Genomic DNA, 17,005 nt, shown 5'->3' with positions numbered 1-17,005 from the left:
CCCGCCGCGCTCGTCCTAACCTGACCTGGTCTGAACAATAACAATGGAGACCCTGGCCATGTTCCTGGGATTCGACTACCTCAATGCCATGCTCGAGGACGACCGGGAATCGGGCGTCTACCGCTGTAAGCGGGAGATGTTCACCGACCCGCGCCTGTTTGACCTGGAGATGAAACACATCTTCGAAGGTAACTGGATCTACCTGGCCCACGAAAGCCAGATCCCTGAAAAGAACGACTTCCTGTCGCTGACCATGGGCCGCCAGCCGGTGTTCATCGCGCGCAACAAGGATGGCCAGCTGAACGCCTTCCTCAATGCCTGCAGCCACCGCGGAGCGATGCTCTGCCGGCACAAACGCGGTAACCGTGCCAGCTACACCTGCCCGTTCCACGGCTGGACCTTCAATAACAGTGGCAAGCTGCTCAAGGTCAAAGACCCGAGCAATGCCGGTTACCCAGCCAGCTTCAACTGCGACGGCTCGCACGACCTGACCAAGGTGGCGCGCTTCGAGTCGTACCGCGGCTTCCTCTTCGGCAGCCTCAATGCCGATGTGAAACCACTGCTCGAGCACTTGGGCGAATCGGCCAAGATCATCGACATGATCGTCGACCAGTCGCCCGAGGGCCTGGAAGTGCTGCGTGGCTCCAGCTCCTACATCTACGAAGGCAACTGGAAGCTCACTGCCGAAAACGGCGCCGACGGCTACCACGTAAGCTCGGTGCACTGGAATTACGCCGCTACCCAGAACCAGCGCAAGCAACGCGAAAGCGCTGCCGAGATCAAGACCATGAGCGCCGGTGCCTGGGCCAAACAGGGCGGCGGCTTCTACTCGTTCGACCATGGCCACCTGCTGCTGTGGACGCGCTGGGCCAACCCCGAAGACCGCCCGGCCTACGAGCGCCGCGAGCAACTGGCGGCAGATTTCGGCCAGGCCCGTGCCGACTGGATGATCGAGAACTCGCGCAACCTGTGCCTGTACCCGAACGTGTACCTGATGGACCAGTTCAGCTCGCAGATCCGCATCGCCCGCCCAATTTCGGTGAACAAGACCGAAATCACCATCTACTGCATCGCACCCAAGGGCGAGAGCAGCGAGGCCCGCGCCAAGCGCATCCGCCAGTACGAAGACTTCTTCAACGTCAGTGGCATGGCCACCCCGGATGACCTCGAAGAGTTCCGCTCGTGCCAGACCGGCTACGGCGGCGGCACTGGCTGGAACGACATGTCGCGCGGCGCCGAGCATTGGGTCGAAGGGGCCGACGAGGCCGCCCGCGAGATCGAGCTCAAGCCATTGCTGTCAGGCGTGCGCACCGAAGATGAAGGCCTGTTCGTGCTGCAGCACAAGTATTGGCAGGAAACCATGCTCAAGGCACTCGAGCAGGAGCCGCAGCTGATCCCAGTGGAGGCCGTGCGATGAGCACTTTATACGACACCGTGCGCGACTTTCTCTACCGCGAAGCGCGCTACCTAGACGATGGTCAGTGGGAGCAGTGGCTGGAGCTGTATGCCAGCGATGCGACCTTCTGGATGCCATCGTGGGATGACAACGACCAGCTCACCGAAGACCCGCAAAGCGAGATTTCCCTGATCTGGTACGGCAACCGAGGAGGGCTGGAGGACCGCGTGTTCCGCATCCAGACCGAGCGCTCAAGTGCCACAGTTCCGGATACCCGCACCTCGCACAACCTGAGCAATATCGAGATTGTCGAGCACAGTGGCGAGCAGTGTCAGGTGCGCTTCAACTGGCACACCCTGAGCTTTCGCTACAAGACCACCGACAGTTATTTCGGCAGCAGCTTTTACACCCTGGATCTGCGCGGCGAGCAGCCGCTGATCAAGGCCAAGAAAGTGGTGCTGAAGAACGACTACGTTCGCCAGGTCATCGACATCTACCACATCTGACTTCTGGTCAAGACGAGTACTGACCGGCGTGCCGCAGGGCGCGCTGCGGGCAGGCTCGTGCGCGAGGTGCAACATGAGCTTCCAGATCGCACTCAATTTCGAAGACGGGATCACCCGCTTCATCAATGCCGAAGGCCAGGAAACCGTTGCCGATGCAGCCTATCGGCAAGGTATCAACATCCCCCTGGACTGCCGTGACGGCGCCTGCGGCACCTGCAAGTGCAAGGCCGAGGCGGGTAGCTATGCGCTGGGTGAGGACTTCATCGAAGACGCCCTCAGCACAGAAGAAATCAGCCAGGGTTACGTGCTGACCTGCCAGATGCGCGCTGAATCCGACTGCGTGCTACGCATCCCGGCATCGTCGCAGCTGTGCAAAGCCGAGCAGGGCAGTTTCCAGGCCGAGATCAGCGATGTGCGCCAGCTGTCGGCCAGCACCATTGCCCTGTCGATCAAGGGTGAAGCGCTGAGCAGCCTGGCCTTCTTGCCAGGCCAGTACGTCAACCTGCAGGTGCCGGGCAGCGGTCAGAGCCGCGCGTATTCGTTCAGTTCGTTGCCCAAGGATGGCGAAGTCAGCTTCCTCATCCGCAACGTTCCCGGCGGCCTGATGAGCAGCTTCCTTACCAGTCTGGCCAAGGCCGGCGACAGCATGAGCCTGGCCGGCCCGCTGGGTAGCTTCTACCTGCGCCCGATCCAGCGGCCGCTGTTGCTGCTGGCCGGCGGCACCGGCCTGGCGCCGTTCACGGCGATGCTGGAAAAGATCGCCGACGTCGGCAGCGCGCATCCACTGCACCTGATCTACGGCGTGACCAACGATTTCGACCTGGTCGAGCTCGACCGCTTGCAGGCGCTGGCTGCGCGCATCAGTAACTTCACCTACAGCGCCTGCGTGGCGAACCCTGACAGTAAGTACCCGCAAAAGGGCTACGTCACCCAGCATATCGAACCGGCGCACCTGAACAACGGCGATGTCGACGTGTACCTGTGCGGCCCGCCGCCGATGGTCGAGGCGGTCAGCCAGTACATCCGCGAACAGGGCATCACTCCGGCCAACTTCTATTACGAGAAGTTCGCCGCCGCGGCCTGAGTTTCCTTGGGGGCTGGCCGCATCGTGCGGGTGCGGCTGGCCTCTTTTTTATTGCCAATGGCAGCAGCGTCGCCGCGTGCAGACGAAGGCGGCGCTGGGGAGAGCAGAGATGAGCAACAGATTCCAAGGCAAGGTCGCGCTGGTCACCGGCGCGGCCCAGGGCATTGGCCGCGGCGTGTGCTGGCGGCTCAAGGCCGAAGGCGCTCAAGTGGTAGCCGTAGACCGTTCCGAGCTGGTTCATGAACTGGCCGGCGAGGGCACGCTGACGCTGATCGCCGACCTCGAGCAGCACGCCGAGTGCGCCCGGGTCATGGCCAGCGCGGTCGAGCGCTTTGGCCGGATCGACATCCTCGTCAACAACGTCGGCGGGACCATCTGGGCCAAGCCGTTCGAGCACTATGAGCCGGAACAGATCGAGGCCGAAGTACGCCGTTCGCTGTTCCCGACCCTGTGGTGCTGCCATGCAGCGCTGCCGTACATGCTCGAGCGTGGTGCCGGCGCCATCGTCAATGTGTCGTCGATTGCCACCCGCAGCATCAACCGCGTGCCCTATGGCGCAGCCAAGGGCGGCGTCAACGCACTCACCGCCTGCCTGGCCTTCGAGACCGCCGAGCGCGGCATTCGGGTCAACGCCACTGCGCCCGGCGGCACCGAAGCGCCACCCCGGCGGGTGCCGCGCAACAGCGATGCGCAGAGCGAGCAGGACAAGGCCTGGTACCAGCAGATCGTTGCCCAGACCTTGGACAGCAGCCTGATGAAGCGCTACGCGAGCATCGATGAGCAAGTCAGCGCGATCCTTTTCCTAGCCTCCGACGAGGCCTCTTACATCACCGGCGTGACCCTGCCGGTCGGCGGCGGCGACCTCGGCTGACAGTCGCCCAGCCTGCGTTTACCTCTCACAACAAAAACAACAGAGACCGATGCCATGCGAACCCTGGATGTTCACCCGATCATTGATAACGCGCGCTTTTCACCGTTCCACTGGATGGTCATGGCCTGGTGCGGCCTGCTGCTGGTATTCGACGGCTACGACCTGTTCATCTATGGCGTAGTGCTGCCGGTGATCATGAAAGAGTGGGGCCTGACCCCGCTGCAAGCCGGCGCGCTGGGCAGCTACGCGCTGTTCGGCATGATGTTCGGTGCGCTGCTGTTCGGTAGCCTGGCGGACCGGATCGGGCGCAAGAAGGGCATCGCCATCTGTTTCGCGTTGTTCTCCGGCGCGACCATCCTCAACGGCTTTGCCAGCAGCCCCAGCGAGTTCGGCATCTACCGCTTCATCGCCGGGCTCGGCTGCGGCGGCTTGATGCCCAATGCCGTGGCGTTGATGAACGAGTACGCACCCAAACGCCTGCGCAGCACGCTGGTGGCGATCATGTTCAGCGGTTACTCGCTGGGCGGCATGCTTTCGGCAGGTGTCGGCATCTTCTTGCTGCCGCGCTTTGGTTGGGAGTCGATGTTCTTTGCCGCAGCGCTGCCGTTGCTGCTGCTGCCGGTGATCCTCTACTACCTGCCCGAGTCGATTGGTTTTCTGGTGCGCCAGGGCCGTACCGACGAAGCTCGTGCGCTGCTCAAACGTCTTGATCCGGACTGCGACGTGCAGGCCGACGATGTGTTGCAGGCGAGCGAGCGCAAAGGCAAGGGCGCGTCGGTGCTGGAGCTTTTTCGTGACGGCCTGGCGGTGCGCACCCTGGCCCTGTGGCTGGCGTTTTTCTGCTGCCTGCTGATGGTCTATGCGCTCAGCTCGTGGCTGCCGAAACTGATGGCCAACGCCGGCTATAGCCTGGGTTCAAGCCTGTCGTTCCTGCTGGCACTGAACTTCGGCGGCATGGCCGGGGCAATTCTCGGCGGCTGGCTGGGTGATCGCTACAACCTGGTCAAGGTCAAGATCGCCTTCTTTGTCGCGGCGGCGCTGTCGATCAGCCTGCTTGGGGTTAACAGCCCGATGCCAGTGCTGTACCTGCTGATCTTCATTGCCGGCGCCACCACCATTGGCACACAAATCCTGCTGTATGCCGGCGCGGCCCAGCTCTATGGCCTGTCGATGCGCTCGACCGGCCTCGGTTGGGCCTCCGGTATCGGCCGCAACGGCGCCATCGTCGGCCCGCTGCTGGGCGGCGCGCTGATGGGCATCAACCTGCCGCTGCAACTCAACTTCATCGCCTTTGCCATCCCCGGCGCGGTTGCCGCGCTGGCCATGGCCGTGCACCTGGCCAGCAGCCGGCGCCACGGCCTGGCCACGCTGGCGCAGGCGTAACCCTTTGACTGACGCAACTGGAGGTCTTGCATGACAAGCCCGACTATCGACCGGCTGGAGGCGATCATCGTCGACCTGCCGACCATTCGCCCGCACAAGCTGGCGATGCACACCATGCAGCAGCAGACCTTGGTGGTGCTGCGCCTGCGCTGCAGCGACGGCGTCGAAGGCATTGGTGAAGCGACCACCATCGGTGGCCTGGCCTATGGCTACGAAAGCCCGGAAGGGATCAAGGCCAACATCGACGCGCACCTGGCTCCGGCGCTGGTCGGCCTGCCAGCCGACAACATCAATGCCGCCATGCTCAAGCTGGCCAAGCTGGCCAAGGGCAACACCTTCGCCAAGTCGGGCATCGAAAGTGCCCTGCTCGACGCGCAGGGCAAACGCCTGGGCCTGGCGGTCAGCGAGTTGCTCGGTGGCCGGGTGCGCGACAGCCTCGAAGTAGCCTGGACCCTCGCCAGTGGCGACACCGCCTGCGACATCGCTGAAGCCGAGCACATGCTTGAGATCCGCCGCCATCGGCTGTTCAAGCTGAAGATCGGCGCCAATCCGCTGGAGCAGGACCTGCGCCACGTGGTGGCAATCAAGCGTGAGCTGGGCGAGCGCGCCAGCGTGCGCGTCGACGTCAATCAGTACTGGGATGAGTCGCAGGCCTTGCGTGCCTGCCAGGTGCTTGGCGACAACGGCATCGACCTGATCGAGCAGCCGATCGCGCGGATCAACCGCAGCGGGCAAGTCCGCCTCAACCAGCGCAGCCCGGCACCGATCATGGCCGACGAGTCGATCGAAAGCGTGGAAGACGCCTTCAGCCTCGCCGCCGACGGCGCTGCCAGCGTGTTCGCCTTGAAGATCGCCAAGAACGGCGGCCCCCGCGCCGTGCTGCGTACCGCGCAGATCGCCGAAGCCGCCGGCATCGCCCTGTACGGCGGCACCATGCTCGAAGGCGCGGTCGGCACCCTGGCCTCGGCCCACGCCTTTTTGACCCTACGCCAGCTGACCTGGGGCACCGAGCTGTTCGGGCCGCTGCTGCTGACCGAAGACATCGTCGAGCAGCCGCTGCGCTACAGCGACTTCCAACTGCATGTACCACGCACGCCCGGATTGGGCCTGAACCTGGATGAAACCCGCCTGGCGCGTTTCGCCCGGCGCTGATTGCGACCTTACCCAAGGAGAAACCCATGCTGTTCCACGTGAAGATGACCGTGAACCTGCCCGTCGACATGGACCCGGCCCGGGCCGCCCAGCTCAAGGCTGACGAAAAGCAGCTGGCCCAGCGCCTGCAACGCGACGGTACCTGGCGTCACCTGTGGCGCATTGCCGGGCACTACGCCAACTACAGCGTGTTCGACGTGCCCAGTGTCGAGGCGCTGCACGACACCCTGATGCAGTTGCCGCTGTTCCCGTATATGGCCATCGAAGTGACCGGCCTGTGCCGGCATCCCTCGTCAGTCCACAGCGACGACCGTTGATCGAGCCCGACTCGCCCAGGAACAATTATTAGAGGTAAGCAAACATGACCGTGAAAATTTCCCACACTGGCGAACTGACCAAGTTCTTCGAACAAGCCGCAGGGTTTGCCAACGATGAAGGCAGCCCTCGGCTCAAGCAGATCATCCTGCGCGTCCTGCAGGACAGCGCGCGCCTGATCGAGGACCTTGAGATCAGCGAAAACGAGTTCTGGCACGCCGTTGACTATCTCAACCGCCTGGGCGGTCGTGGTGAGGCGGGGTTGCTGGTCGCCGGCCTTGGTATCGAGCACTTTCTCGACCTGTTGCAGGACGCCAAGGACGCCGCCGTCGGCCTTGCCGGTGGCACTCCGCGCACCATCGAGGGGCCGTTGTATGTCGCCGGCGCGCCCATTGCCACGGGCCAGGTGCGCATGGACGATGGCAGCGAGGAGGGCGTAGCCACGGTGATGTTCCTCGAAGGCCAGGTGCTCGATCCGGCTGGCCAGCCTGTGCCCGGCGCCACGGTTGACCTGTGGCATGCCAACACCCGTGGCACTTACTCGTTCTTCGACCAAAGCCAGTCCGAATACAACCTGCGTCGGCGCATTGTCACCGATGCCGAGGGCTATTACCGCGCGCGCTCGATCGTGCCATCGGGTTACGGCTGTGACCCGCAAGGCCCGACCCAGGAGTGCCTGGACCTGCTCGGCCGGCATGGCCAGCGCCCGGCGCACATCCACTTCTTCATCTCGGCGCCGGGCTATCGGCACCTGACCACGCAGATCAACCTGGCTGGCGACAAGTACCTGTGGGACGACTTCGCCTACGCCACCCGTGACGGCCTGGTCGGCGAAGTGCAGATGCGCGAAGACGGCGCGCGGGGCGTGAGCGGGCGCTATGTCGAGCTGCGCTTCGACTTCCTGCTGCAGCGCGCGCCGGACAGCGAGGCCGAGCAACGCAGTGGTCGGCCGCGGGCGTTGCAGCAGGTGTAATCGGCCTCACTTGATGTTGCTTGAACAACCCATGCCGGACATCCCGTCCGGCCCCGGTCTGGCCAGAGGTCCCATGAAAGACCTGATCAAGGATTGTTCGTTGTCTGCCATCGTCGCCGGCCTGCTGGCGACGATGATTTCCTACGCCGGCCCGCTGGTGATCATCTTCCATGCTGCCGAGGCTGCGGGCCTGTCCCACGGCCAGTTGTCGTCTTGGGTGTGGGCCGTGTCGATGGGCAGCGCCGTGCTTGGCGCGGTATTGACCCTGCGTTATCGGGTGCCGGTGGTTATCGCCTGGTCGATTCCAGGCTCGGCACTGCTGGTGACTGCGCTGCCGCAGATTGGTCTCGAGCAAGCGGTCGGCGCCTATCTGGTGGCCAATCTGATCTTGCTGTTGATTGGCCTGAGTGGTGCGTTCGACGGCTTGATCGCACGCCTGCCGGGCTCGATTGCGGCAGGCATGCAGGCCGGCATTCTGTTCAGCTTTGGCGTTGAAGTGTTTCGCGCCTTGCCGGTGCAACCGACGCTGGTCGTGGCGATGTTCATCACTTATGTACTGATGCGGCGCTTGCAGCCCCGCTATGCGGTGGCGGCGGTTTTGGCCGTTGGCGCGTTGATCACAGTGCTCAGCGGCCAGCTGCGCAGTGAGGCGCTGGTCCTGGAGTTTGCTACCGCGCGGTTGATCACCCCGCAATTCAGCCTGTCGGCAGTGTTCAGCCTGGCTTTGCCGCTGGTGCTGGTGGCCCTGACCGGGCAGTTCATGCCGGGCATGGCCGTGCTGCGCAATGCTGGTTATCAGACGCCGGCAAGCCCGTTGATCAGTGCCAGTGCCCTGGGCGGCATGCTGCTGGCGCCGTTCGGCTGCCACGGACTCAACCTCGCCGCCGTCACGGCCAGCCTGTGCACCGGCCGCGAGGCCCACGAAGACCCGCGCCGACGCTACATCGCGGCATTGGCCGGCAGTGGCTTGTATCTGCTGCTGGGCATCGCCGGCGCGACCCTGATGTCGTTGTTTGCCGCTTTTCCTGCTGCATTGATTGCCGCCCTGGCGGGGCTCGCCTTGTATGGCGCGATCAGCGAGGCACTGGCCCGCAGCCTGGCCGAACCGAGCGAGCGTGATGCCGGGTTGTTCACCTTTCTGGTGACGGCCTCCGGTGTTGCCTTTCTGGGCTTGTCGGCAGCGTTCTGGGGCTTGCTGTTTGGCCTCTGTGCGCATGCCTTGCTGCGTTTGCGGCGGCCGCAGGCGGGGGATGCCTTGCACCGTAACTCCTGAAAAACCGTAGTGCAAAACCGTAGTAGCGATCCATCCATAAAAACAAGATCAAGAGAGCTTCGCAATGAACCCTAACCCCTGTGTCGCCCTGGGCATAACCTTGCTCAGCCAACCCTTGCTGGCTGCCGAAAGCGGTTTTTTCGAAGATGCCAAAGCCAGCCTCAGTGCTCGCAACTACTATTTCAGCCGGGATTTCTCTGACATCGTCGGCGCCAACCATCAGTCCAAGGCCGAGGAGTGGGCCCAGGGCTTCATCCTCGATTTCAAGTCCGGCTACACCCCTGGCCCGATCGGTTTCGGCGTGGATGCACTGGGCTTGCTCGGGGTTCGCCTCGACAGCAGCCCGGACCGGGTCAACAGCGGACTGTTGCCAGTGCATGGCGACGGGCGTGCGGCTAGCGATTACAGTCGCCTGGCTGGCACCTTCAAAGCACGCGTGTCGCAAACCGAGCTGCGCGTTGGCGAGCTGCAGCCGAATCTGCCGGTGCTGACCTTCAGCGACATTCGCCTGCTGCCACCCACCTATCAGGGCGTCAGCCTCAACTCTGCCGAGATCAACGGGCTGACCGTGCAGGTTGGGCATTTGTCTTCGACGCACCTGCGCAACGAAGGCGGGGATGACAAGCTCAACGCCATGCTTGGCCATGTGCCGATGCGCCAGGTCGCGAGTGACGCGTTCAATTACCTGGGCGGTGACTATGTCTTCAATGACAAGCAGACCAGCGCCAGCCTGTGGTATGGCCAGCTCGAAGACATCTACCAGCAGGGCTTTGTCGGCCTCAAGCACAGCAAGCCGTTCGGCGACTGGGTCCTCAGCGCCAACCTGGGTTATTTCACTGCCCGCGAGGACGGCGATGCCTTGCTTGGCCAGATCGACAACCAGGCGTTCTTCTCGTTGCTGACAGCCCGGCATGGCGGACACAGCTTTCACGTCGGCTATCAGGGCATCTATGGCGAAAGCCCGTTTCCACGGGTATTTGCCAATATCACCCCGCTGGGCAATGAGGTGCCCACCTATGAGTTTGCCTACACCGATGAGCGCTCCTATCAAGCGCGCTATGACTACAACTTCGCGGCCATGGGCATCCCTGGCCTGACCGCGACGGTGCGCTACATAACCGGCAACAATGTCGATACTGGCCGCGGCTTCGAGGGCAAGGACCGCGAGCGCGATCTGGATATTGGTTATGCGGTGCAGAGCGGGGTGTTCAAGGGTTTGGGGATTCGTGTCAGAAACGCGGTGGCGCGCTCGAATTATCGCAGCGATATCGACGAGAACCGGCTGATTCTGGCCTACACCTGGCAGTTGCTGTGAGCCCCGCGCCGCTCACAGAAGGCTGAGTTGCCAGCCCGCTGCAAACGCTGCGCTGCGGCGATAGCGTTTGCACGGTGGCCGGCAATGCAGGTAGGTTGCCAGCAGACTTTTTGTGGAAACCTGACCCTTGGACTCACTCACTCAAGCGGTGCTCGGCGCAGCGCTGCAAGGCACGGTGCTAGGCCGTATTCAAGGCCGCCGGGCATTGCTCTACGGCGCCGCCCTGGGCACCTTGCCAGACCTCGACGTGATCATCCGCTATGCCGATCCGGTGTCGCAGATGACCTTCCACCGTGGTTTCTCGCATTCACTGTTCGTGCTCACCGGCCTGGCCTTGTTGTTGGCCTGGTTGGTGACCTGGCTTGGCCATAAGTACTGGCCGGAGCGCGGCTATCGCTGGCCAAGGCTGTTTGCCGCGTTCTGGCTGGTGCTCATCACGCATCCGGTACTTGATGCCTTCACCGTGTATGGCACCCAGTTGTTCTGGCCGTTGCAACTGATTCCGGAAAGTTGGGCGGCGGTGTTCATCATTGATCCGGTGTACACGTTGCCGCTGTTATTTACTGTGCTGTTCGCGGCGATTCGCGGCATGCAGGGCAGGGCGATTGCGTTGATGACTTGTGCATTGCTGTTCAGTACGGCCTACCTCGGCTTTGGCGTGGGCGCGCGTATGCATGCCGAGCAGCGCTTTGCGGCTGCTTTGGATCAGCAAGGCGTAGCAGTGACCGAAGTGCGTGCCGTGCCTATCGCCTTTAACAGTCTGGTCTGGCGGGTGATGGCGAAAACCGCGGACGGCCATTACTTCGAGGGCGTCAGCAGCGTGTTCGATCGCGAGCCGCCGGAAATGCTGCGGCATTCGCGCAACCTCGACGCAGCCAAGCCTCTTGGTAAGGACCCACTGCACGCGCGTCTGCGCTGGTTCACGGGAGACTGGCTGCGTTACGACGAGGTCGGTGATGCCTTGGTGGTGACCGACCTGCGCATGGGCATTCCCGGCAACTACACGTTCCGCTTCCAGATGGCCAGCCGCGACAGCACTGGCCAGTGGATCGTCGGCACGCCAACAGCCTGGTCAGGCACATCGGCCAACTCGATGTTCAACCTGGAAGACCTTGCTCTGATCTGGCGCCGCATCATTCACCAACAACCGCCGATGCCGTTGGCGGCATGGACCGCCAAGTACCTGCAGCCAATGGCGAGCAGCGAGTCCGGACAATAACCGTGCGCTCCGCCGGGCTGGATTTGGTCAAGTGGACGGCGATCGTGACCATGGTCGCCGACCACCTGCGTTACCTATGGCCAGCTGCCGACGGCTTGTTCGTCATCGGCCGGCTGGCATTTCCGTTGTTCTGCCTGGCGTTGGCAATCAACGTCGGGCGCAGCGACCCGGCTATGTGGCCCAGCCGCAGCGCGGCGCGCTATCTCGGTTGGCTGCTGGTATTTGGCGTGCTGTCCGAAGGCCCGTACCGCTGGCTGGACACCGGTTCGCAGACGCTAAACGTGATCCCGACCCTGACGCTCGGGTTGTTGCTGGCTTGGGCAATACACCATCGACAGGCGCTGGCCTGCCTGCTCGGCTTGAGCGCTGCGCTGACTGCAGCGCTGTTCAGTGATCACCTGATGTACGGCTTGCCTGGCGTCCTGCTCCCCGCCGCGATACTGATCGCCAGGCGCTACGGCGGCGCCGGCTGGCTGCTGCCGTGTGCGTTGGCGGTGGCGGGCAACGTGACCAACAGTTGGTTACGTGCGCATCCGTTGCAACCCATCGCCCTGGTCATCCTGAGCACCGCAGCAATGTCGTTGCCAATAGGCCTGTGGCTGGCGCGTCAGGAACGCTGGCAGGTATCGCGGGTCGGGCGCTGGGGTTATGCGTTCTATCCGCTGCACCTGGCGCTTATCGCCGGCCTGCAACGTCTGGCCGCAGCCCTTGGTATTTAGCGCGAGGGCCGCGTACAACCAATGCCACCCCGACCCCCTACCCAAGTAGCATTCGGCTGAGCCGCATGCTTGCCTATCCTGCGGCCATGGCTGTATCTCTCTCGGAAATCGACTTATGAGCGAAGGCGTCTTCAGCGCACTGTCGCGGGCTACCTGCGCTACTCAGGCAGCCGGTGAGCTGGCTGATCAACTGCGGCATGCCGAGCTAGGCTTTGTGCTGTTTTTCTGCTCTGCCGAATACGATCTGCCGGCATTGGCGGCTGCGCTACAGGCGCAATTTCCGGCGGTGGGGCTGGCCGGCTGCACCAGCGCCGGCGAACTGACCCCGGAGGGCTATGCGCGCGGTTGTATCACCGCGGTCGGTTTCGACCGGCGCTACTTCTCCATCGCCGCTGGCCTGGTGGAAGCGGTACCCGGTTTCAGCCTGCTCGACGCGCAGGCGCTGGTTGCCCAGCTGGTCGAAGACTGCCGACGCAACAGCCTGGCACCGATCAAGGCGCACAGCTTTGCCTTGACCCTGTTCGACGGCCTGTCCAGCCGGGAAGAGGTGGTGCTGGCTGCCTTGGCAGCGGCGCTGGGCGATATCCCGCAGTTCGGCGGTTCGGCAGGTGATGACAATCACCTCAGCCGCACTCATGTGTATTACAACGGTGCCTTCCACAGCGGTGCGGCGGTTTTGTTGCTGGTCAATACCTGGCTGGAGTTCGAGGTGTTCAGCGCCGATCACATTCAGCCGCGCAGCGAGAAACTGGTGGTGACCCGCGCTGACCGTCAGTTACGCCGGGTCTATGAGCTGAACGCCGAGCCGGCAGCCGCTGAATACGCCCAGTTGATCGGTGTACCCGTGGGCGCGCTCGATCATCGGCTGTTTGCGGCGCACCCGCTGGCGCTGCGGATCAACCAGAACCACTACGTGCGGGCCATTCAGCAGGTACATGAGGATGGCAGCCTGAGCTTCTACTGCGCGGTGGAGAACGGCATCGTCCTCACCGCAATGCGCCCCGGTCCGCTGCTGGCCAACCTGCAATCGTTGTTCGAGGGCCTGCGCCAGCGCCTCGGGCCGTTGCTGCTGACCATCGGCTGCGACTGCGTACTGCGCCGTCTCGAGCTGGAGGGCGAGGGCGCTGCTGTGGCTGAGGTCAGCGCGTTGTTGCGCAGCCAGCAGGTGCTGGGCTTCAACACCTATGGGGAGCAGTTCAATGGCATGCACATCAACCAGACCTTCACCGGCGTTGCCATCGGACGGCCCCGCGAGCGCATCGCCAGCTGAGCAGATCAGCCAGCTGCAACGCGACAACCACAAGCTAAAGCGCATCAATGCAGCGTTGATCGAGCGGCTGGAGTCGGGTGCGGCGCGGCCGGACGATGCCTTTGCCGCGTTCCAGCACTCGGTGGTGCTGGCCGAGCAGGTGCGCGAGCGCACGGATGCCTTGAGCCAGGTATTGGTCGAACTCAAGGCCAGCCACCTGTTGCTCAGCGACGCGCATCACCGCGCCGAAACCGCCCACCAGCGGCTGGTGGATGCCATCGAGAGTATTTCCGATGCGTTCGTGCTGTTCGATGCCGACCTGCGCGTGGTGCTGTTCAACCGGCGCTTCAAGGCGCTCTGGGCCAACAGCCGGTTGCGCGTGGCCAGCGGTATGCAGCTGGTCGAGGTGAAACGCCTGATGCACAAACTGCTGCGCGAAGAACCCCGTGCCAGCAGCGACGAGCAACCGTTGTATCGGCTGCGCAACGAGCGCTGGTTGCAGGTCAGCGAACGGCCGACCCGCGACGGCGGCCGGGTGATGCTGTTTACTGATGTCACCCGGGTCAAGCTGCGTGAGAATCACCGCCGCGAGCAGGCCCTGGCGCATAAGTCGTACCTGCTGCAGCGGGCGGTCGACAACCTGTCGCAGGGGCTGGCCATGGTCAACGCCGAGGGCGTGCTCGAGCTGTGGAACCGACGCTTTCTCGAGGTCAGCGGCCTGGCACCGATTGCCAGCCATCGGCAGTTTGCCGACGTAATTGCCGACAGCGAGCTGGCCTTGCTGACGCCCGCCAGCCGCGACGACCACGGCCAGCCGCTGCCGGAGTTGGAGCAGCGCCTGTTCGACGGGCGCATGCTGGAAATTCGTACGCATCCATTGCCCACAGGCGGTTTCGTCAACACCTTCACCGATATCACCGAGCGCTACGCCCATGCCGAAGCGCTGCATCAGGCCTATCAGCACCTGGAACTGCGCGTGCACGAGCGCACCGCCGAACTGACCAGCCTCAATCGCCAATTGCTCGGCGAAATCAACCAGCGCCGGCGTATGGAAGCCAGCCTGCGCGATGCCAAGGCCGATGCCGAGCAGGCCACGCTGTCGAAAACCAAATTTCTCGCCGCAGTCAGCCATGACCTGTTGCAGCCGCTGAATGCCGCCCGGCTGTTTACCAGTGCCCTGCTCGAACAGCCTGGCGCAGGCCCGTTGATCCAGAACGTCAGCAACGCCCTGGATGGCGTCGAGAGCCTGCTCGGCACGCTGGTGGATATCTCCAAGCTCGACGCCGGGGTGATCCGCGCCGATGTCGCCAGTTTTGCCCTGAGCGACCTGCTCGACAACCTCGCGGCCGAGCACGCTACCGTCGCCGCCAGCGAGGGCTTGCGCCTTGACTACGTGCCGAGCCGCTTGCGCGTGCGCAGTGATATGCAGCTATTGGCGCGGATCCTGCGCAACCTGCTCAGCAACGCCGTACGCTACACCCCCCGCGGGCGGATCGTGCTCGGTTGCAGGCGGCGCGGCGACAAGGTGTTGATCGAGGTGTGGGATACCGGCATCGGCATCGCAGCGGACAAGTGCCGCGAAGTGTTCCAGGAGTTCAAACGTGGTGAGGCGCAGCGGCCGGACCAGGATCGCGGCCTGGGGCTGGGTCTGGCGATTGTCGACAAGATCGCCGGTATCCTCGGGCATCCCATCCAGCTGCGCTCGGTGCCCGGCAAAGGTTCGGTATTCTCGGTCGAAGTCCCGTGCTGCCAGCGCCCTGTGAGCAAATGCTTAGCGTTGCAGCAGGACATGCCTCACCTGCAATCGCTGCAGGGCGCGCGAATCTGGGTGCTGGATAACGACGGGGCGATCTGTGCCGGCATGCGCAGCTTGCTCGAACAGTGGGGCTGCAAGGTCACCACGGCGGCCAGTGAAGCGGACCTGCAGCGTCAGGTCGCCCTGCCACGGGCGCGAGTCGACCTGTTGATCGCCGATTATCACCTGGACCATGACCGCACCGGCATCGAGGCGGTAGCGGCGATCAACGCCTGCCGCGACCGGGCCATACCGGTGCTGATGATCACCGCCAATTACAGCAACGAGCTCAAGCAGCAAGTGCGCCTGCTTGGCCACACCCTGATGCACAAACCGGTGCGGCCGATGAAGCTCAAGACCGCGATCAGCCACCTGCTTGGGTCGTCAAGAGGCCGTTAGCGCGTAATGCCTTTCAAGTCATCTGCAATTCACCGGGTGCCACATCACCAAGACTTACGCGGACAAGGAGCGGCCTTGCCGGGGCGCCGGACCGGTCGGAAAGGCCAGCAGAGCTGGCCCGGCAATGTCGGCGGCGAAGCTGATGTCTGGGCCCGCTGCGCGCGCCTTTCGCGACACAAGGCCGCTACAGGGGCAGCGGCAGGTGAGCGGCCTCGTTAACGCGCCAGGCGGCCGCTGACGAAGTGGGCTACATCGTTGAAGCCTGGGGTCGAGGCGTGGCCTGGGGTCACCAGCGCATCGATGAAGGCTTCATCTTCGGCGGTGATTTTCACCTGCAGTGCCCCGGCATAGGTGTCCCACTGCGCTTCGGTGCGCGGCCCGACTATCGCCGAGCTGACCAGGCGATTGTTCAGCACCCAGGCAATCGCGAACTCGACGATACCGACGCCTTTGCCCTCGCAGTAGGCCTGGATCTTGCGCGCGATGGTCAGTGACTCCTGACGCCATTCCACTTCCATGATGCGCTTGTCCTGGCGCCCGGCACGGCTACCAGCGTCAGGCTCGGAACCCGGTGCGTACTTGCCGCTGAGCACGCCGCGTGCCAGTGGGCTGAACGGCACCACGCCGAGCCCGTGATAACCCGCAGCGGTCAACTGTTCAGGTTCGGCCTGGCGGTTGACGATGTTGTACAGCGGTTGGCTCACAACCGGCTTGGCCACACCCAGGCGCTCGGCCACGTTGCAGATCTCGGCGATGCGCCAGCCGCGGAAATTGGACACGCCCCAGTAACGGGTCTTGCCCTGTTGCAGCAGATCACCGATGGCTCTCACGGTTTCTTCCAGCGGCACGCTGTGGTCTTCGCGGTGCAGGTAGTAGATATCCAGGTAGTCGGTACCCATACGCGTCAGGCTGGCTTCGATGGCATTGAACAGATGCTTGCGCGACAGCCCGCTGCGGTTGGGCAAGCCGTCCACTGCACCGAATCCCGCTTTGGAGGCAACCACCCAGTCCTGCCGCTTGCGCGCCACCGCCTCGCCAACGATCTGCTCCGAGCGCCCGCCGTTGTAGACGTCGGCGGTGTCGACAAAGTTGACGCCTTGATCCCAGGCCTTGTCGATGATCCGCAGCGAATCCTCGGCGCTGGTCTGCTCGCCGAACATCATGCTGCCCAGGGTCAGGGCTGAAACCTGCAGGCCGCTTTGGCCAAGAGGGCGATAGAGCATGGGGAAGGTCCTTGAGTGGGGAGGGGGATGACCTTTTTTACAGGCAAGCGGTGGGGTTTGAAAGGGCAAAACAGCGGGGTTGTTGCCTGATCCTGCCTGTAAATGTGCGCGGCGTTGTGTCGCGCAGCGCCAA

15 protein-coding genes are annotated in these 17,005 nt (G+C 63.5%); 14 read left to right on the top strand and 1 reads right to left on the bottom strand.

The window, feature by feature from the left end; all coding sequences use genetic code 11:
- Positions 1 to 58 precede the first annotated feature (58 nt).
- The 14 genes from benA to FW789_RS06810 all read left to right on the top strand — a co-directional run bounded on the left by benA (position 59) and on the right by FW789_RS06810 (position 15,649).
- Positions 59 to 1,417, top strand: coding sequence for a benzoate 1,2-dioxygenase large subunit (benA, locus tag FW789_RS06875; protein ID WP_101323026.1), 1,359 nt, complete (start codon positions 59 to 61; stop codon positions 1,415 to 1,417).
- Complete coding sequence (gene benB, locus FW789_RS06870) at positions 1,414 to 1,902, top strand: benzoate 1,2-dioxygenase small subunit (protein WP_186698007.1); 489 nt, start codon at positions 1,414 to 1,416, stop codon at positions 1,900 to 1,902. Before benA ends, benB begins: the two co-directional genes overlap by 4 nt.
- Before the next feature lie 73 nt (positions 1,903 to 1,975).
- On the top strand, positions 1,976 to 2,986 hold the full coding sequence (gene benC, locus FW789_RS06865) for a benzoate 1,2-dioxygenase electron transfer component BenC (RefSeq protein ID WP_446431206.1): 1,011 nt from the start codon (positions 1,976 to 1,978) through the stop codon (positions 2,984 to 2,986).
- Positions 2,987 to 3,095: 109 nt separating this feature from the next.
- A complete protein-coding gene (locus FW789_RS06860) occupies positions 3,096 to 3,857 on the top strand; it encodes a 1,6-dihydroxycyclohexa-2,4-diene-1-carboxylate dehydrogenase (protein ID WP_103437362.1) in 762 nt (253 codons plus the stop codon).
- Positions 3,858 to 3,911: 54 nt separating this feature from the next.
- The gene (locus FW789_RS06855) at positions 3,912 to 5,240 is read left to right on the top strand and encodes an MFS transporter (RefSeq protein WP_186698011.1); all 1,329 of its coding nucleotides are present in this window, start codon (positions 3,912 to 3,914) and stop codon (positions 5,238 to 5,240) included.
- Positions 5,241 to 5,270: 30 nt separating this feature from the next.
- A complete protein-coding gene (locus FW789_RS06850) occupies positions 5,271 to 6,392 on the top strand; it encodes a muconate cycloisomerase family protein (protein ID WP_446431205.1) in 1,122 nt (373 codons plus the stop codon).
- 26 nt (positions 6,393 to 6,418) lie between these two features.
- Positions 6,419 to 6,709, top strand: a complete 291-nt coding sequence (catC, locus tag FW789_RS06845; protein ID WP_101319527.1) for a muconolactone Delta-isomerase — start codon at positions 6,419 to 6,421, stop codon at positions 6,707 to 6,709.
- Between the two features lie 44 nt (positions 6,710 to 6,753).
- Complete coding sequence (gene catA, locus FW789_RS06840; protein ID WP_446431204.1) at positions 6,754 to 7,680, top strand: catechol 1,2-dioxygenase; 927 nt, start codon at positions 6,754 to 6,756, stop codon at positions 7,678 to 7,680.
- A gap of 73 nt (positions 7,681 to 7,753) precedes the next feature.
- A complete protein-coding gene (locus FW789_RS06835) occupies positions 7,754 to 8,953 on the top strand; it encodes a benzoate/H(+) symporter BenE family transporter (protein WP_207074017.1) in 1,200 nt (399 codons plus the stop codon).
- 64 nt (positions 8,954 to 9,017) lie between these two features.
- The gene (locus FW789_RS06830; protein WP_446431203.1) at positions 9,018 to 10,268 is read left to right on the top strand and encodes an OprD family porin; all 1,251 of its coding nucleotides are present in this window, start codon (positions 9,018 to 9,020) and stop codon (positions 10,266 to 10,268) included.
- Positions 10,269 to 10,395: 127 nt separating this feature from the next.
- Entirely contained in the window at positions 10,396 to 11,487 is a 1,092-nt protein-coding gene (locus FW789_RS06825; RefSeq protein WP_446431202.1) for a metal-dependent hydrolase, read from the top strand.
- Complete coding sequence (locus tag FW789_RS06820) at positions 11,436 to 12,206, top strand: TraX family protein (RefSeq protein ID WP_189691609.1); 771 nt, start codon at positions 11,436 to 11,438, stop codon at positions 12,204 to 12,206. The genes FW789_RS06825 and FW789_RS06820 overlap by 52 nt, the downstream gene beginning before the upstream one ends.
- Before the next feature lie 115 nt (positions 12,207 to 12,321).
- A complete protein-coding gene (nosP, locus tag FW789_RS06815; RefSeq protein ID WP_103437354.1) occupies positions 12,322 to 13,476 on the top strand; it encodes a nitric oxide-sensing protein NosP in 1,155 nt (384 codons plus the stop codon).
- Positions 13,406 to 15,649, top strand: a complete 2,244-nt coding sequence (locus FW789_RS06810) for a PAS domain-containing hybrid sensor histidine kinase/response regulator (protein WP_446431201.1) — start codon at positions 13,406 to 13,408, stop codon at positions 15,647 to 15,649. Before nosP ends, FW789_RS06810 begins: the two co-directional genes overlap by 71 nt.
- A gap of 215 nt (positions 15,650 to 15,864) precedes the next feature.
- On the opposite strand, the gene FW789_RS06805 is transcribed toward FW789_RS06810, so the two are convergent.
- Positions 15,865 to 16,872 carry an aldo/keto reductase gene (locus FW789_RS06805; RefSeq protein ID WP_446431200.1) on the bottom strand — a complete coding sequence of 336 codons (1,008 nt, stop codon included), beginning with the start codon at positions 16,870 to 16,872 and terminating at the stop codon, positions 15,865 to 15,867.
- Positions 16,873 to 17,005: the final 133 nt, after the last annotated feature.

The organism is Pseudomonas sp. 1121_17 (assembly GCF_052850745.1).
The sequence above is the reverse complement of the archived record's forward strand: the minus strand, read 5'-3'. Positions and strand labels throughout refer to the sequence as shown.

What these genes read in the sequence shown, in the direction of transcription:
- FW789_RS06830 (WP_446431203.1), top strand. Translation starts at nt 9,018, where the DNA reads ATGAACCCTAACCCCTGTGTCGCCCTGGGCATAACCTTGCTCAGCCAA.
- nosP (WP_103437354.1), top strand. Translation starts at nt 12,322, where the DNA reads ATGAGCGAAGGCGTCTTCAGCGCACTGTCGCGGGCTACCTGCGCTACT.
- FW789_RS06810 (WP_446431201.1), top strand. Translation starts at nt 13,406, where the DNA reads ATGGCATGCACATCAACCAGACCTTCACCGGCGTTGCCATCGGACGGC.
- benC (WP_446431206.1), top strand. Translation starts at nt 1,976, where the DNA reads ATGAGCTTCCAGATCGCACTCAATTTCGAAGACGGGATCACCCGCTTC.
- FW789_RS06835 (WP_207074017.1), top strand. Translation starts at nt 7,754, where the DNA reads ATGAAAGACCTGATCAAGGATTGTTCGTTGTCTGCCATCGTCGCCGGC.
- FW789_RS06820 (WP_189691609.1), top strand. Translation starts at nt 11,436, where the DNA reads ATGGACCGCCAAGTACCTGCAGCCAATGGCGAGCAGCGAGTCCGGACA.
- FW789_RS06850 (WP_446431205.1), top strand. Translation starts at nt 5,271, where the DNA reads ATGACAAGCCCGACTATCGACCGGCTGGAGGCGATCATCGTCGACCTG.
- FW789_RS06805 (WP_446431200.1), bottom strand. Translation starts at nt 16,872, where the DNA reads ATGCTCTATCGCCCTCTTGGCCAAAGCGGCCTGCAGGTTTCAGCCCTG.
- catA (WP_446431204.1), top strand. Translation starts at nt 6,754, where the DNA reads ATGACCGTGAAAATTTCCCACACTGGCGAACTGACCAAGTTCTTCGAA.
- FW789_RS06860 (WP_103437362.1), top strand. Translation starts at nt 3,096, where the DNA reads ATGAGCAACAGATTCCAAGGCAAGGTCGCGCTGGTCACCGGCGCGGCC.
- FW789_RS06855 (WP_186698011.1), top strand. Translation starts at nt 3,912, where the DNA reads ATGCGAACCCTGGATGTTCACCCGATCATTGATAACGCGCGCTTTTCA.
- benA (WP_101323026.1), top strand. Translation starts at nt 59, where the DNA reads ATGTTCCTGGGATTCGACTACCTCAATGCCATGCTCGAGGACGACCGG.
- benB (WP_186698007.1), top strand. Translation starts at nt 1,414, where the DNA reads ATGAGCACTTTATACGACACCGTGCGCGACTTTCTCTACCGCGAAGCG.
- catC (WP_101319527.1), top strand. Translation starts at nt 6,419, where the DNA reads ATGCTGTTCCACGTGAAGATGACCGTGAACCTGCCCGTCGACATGGAC.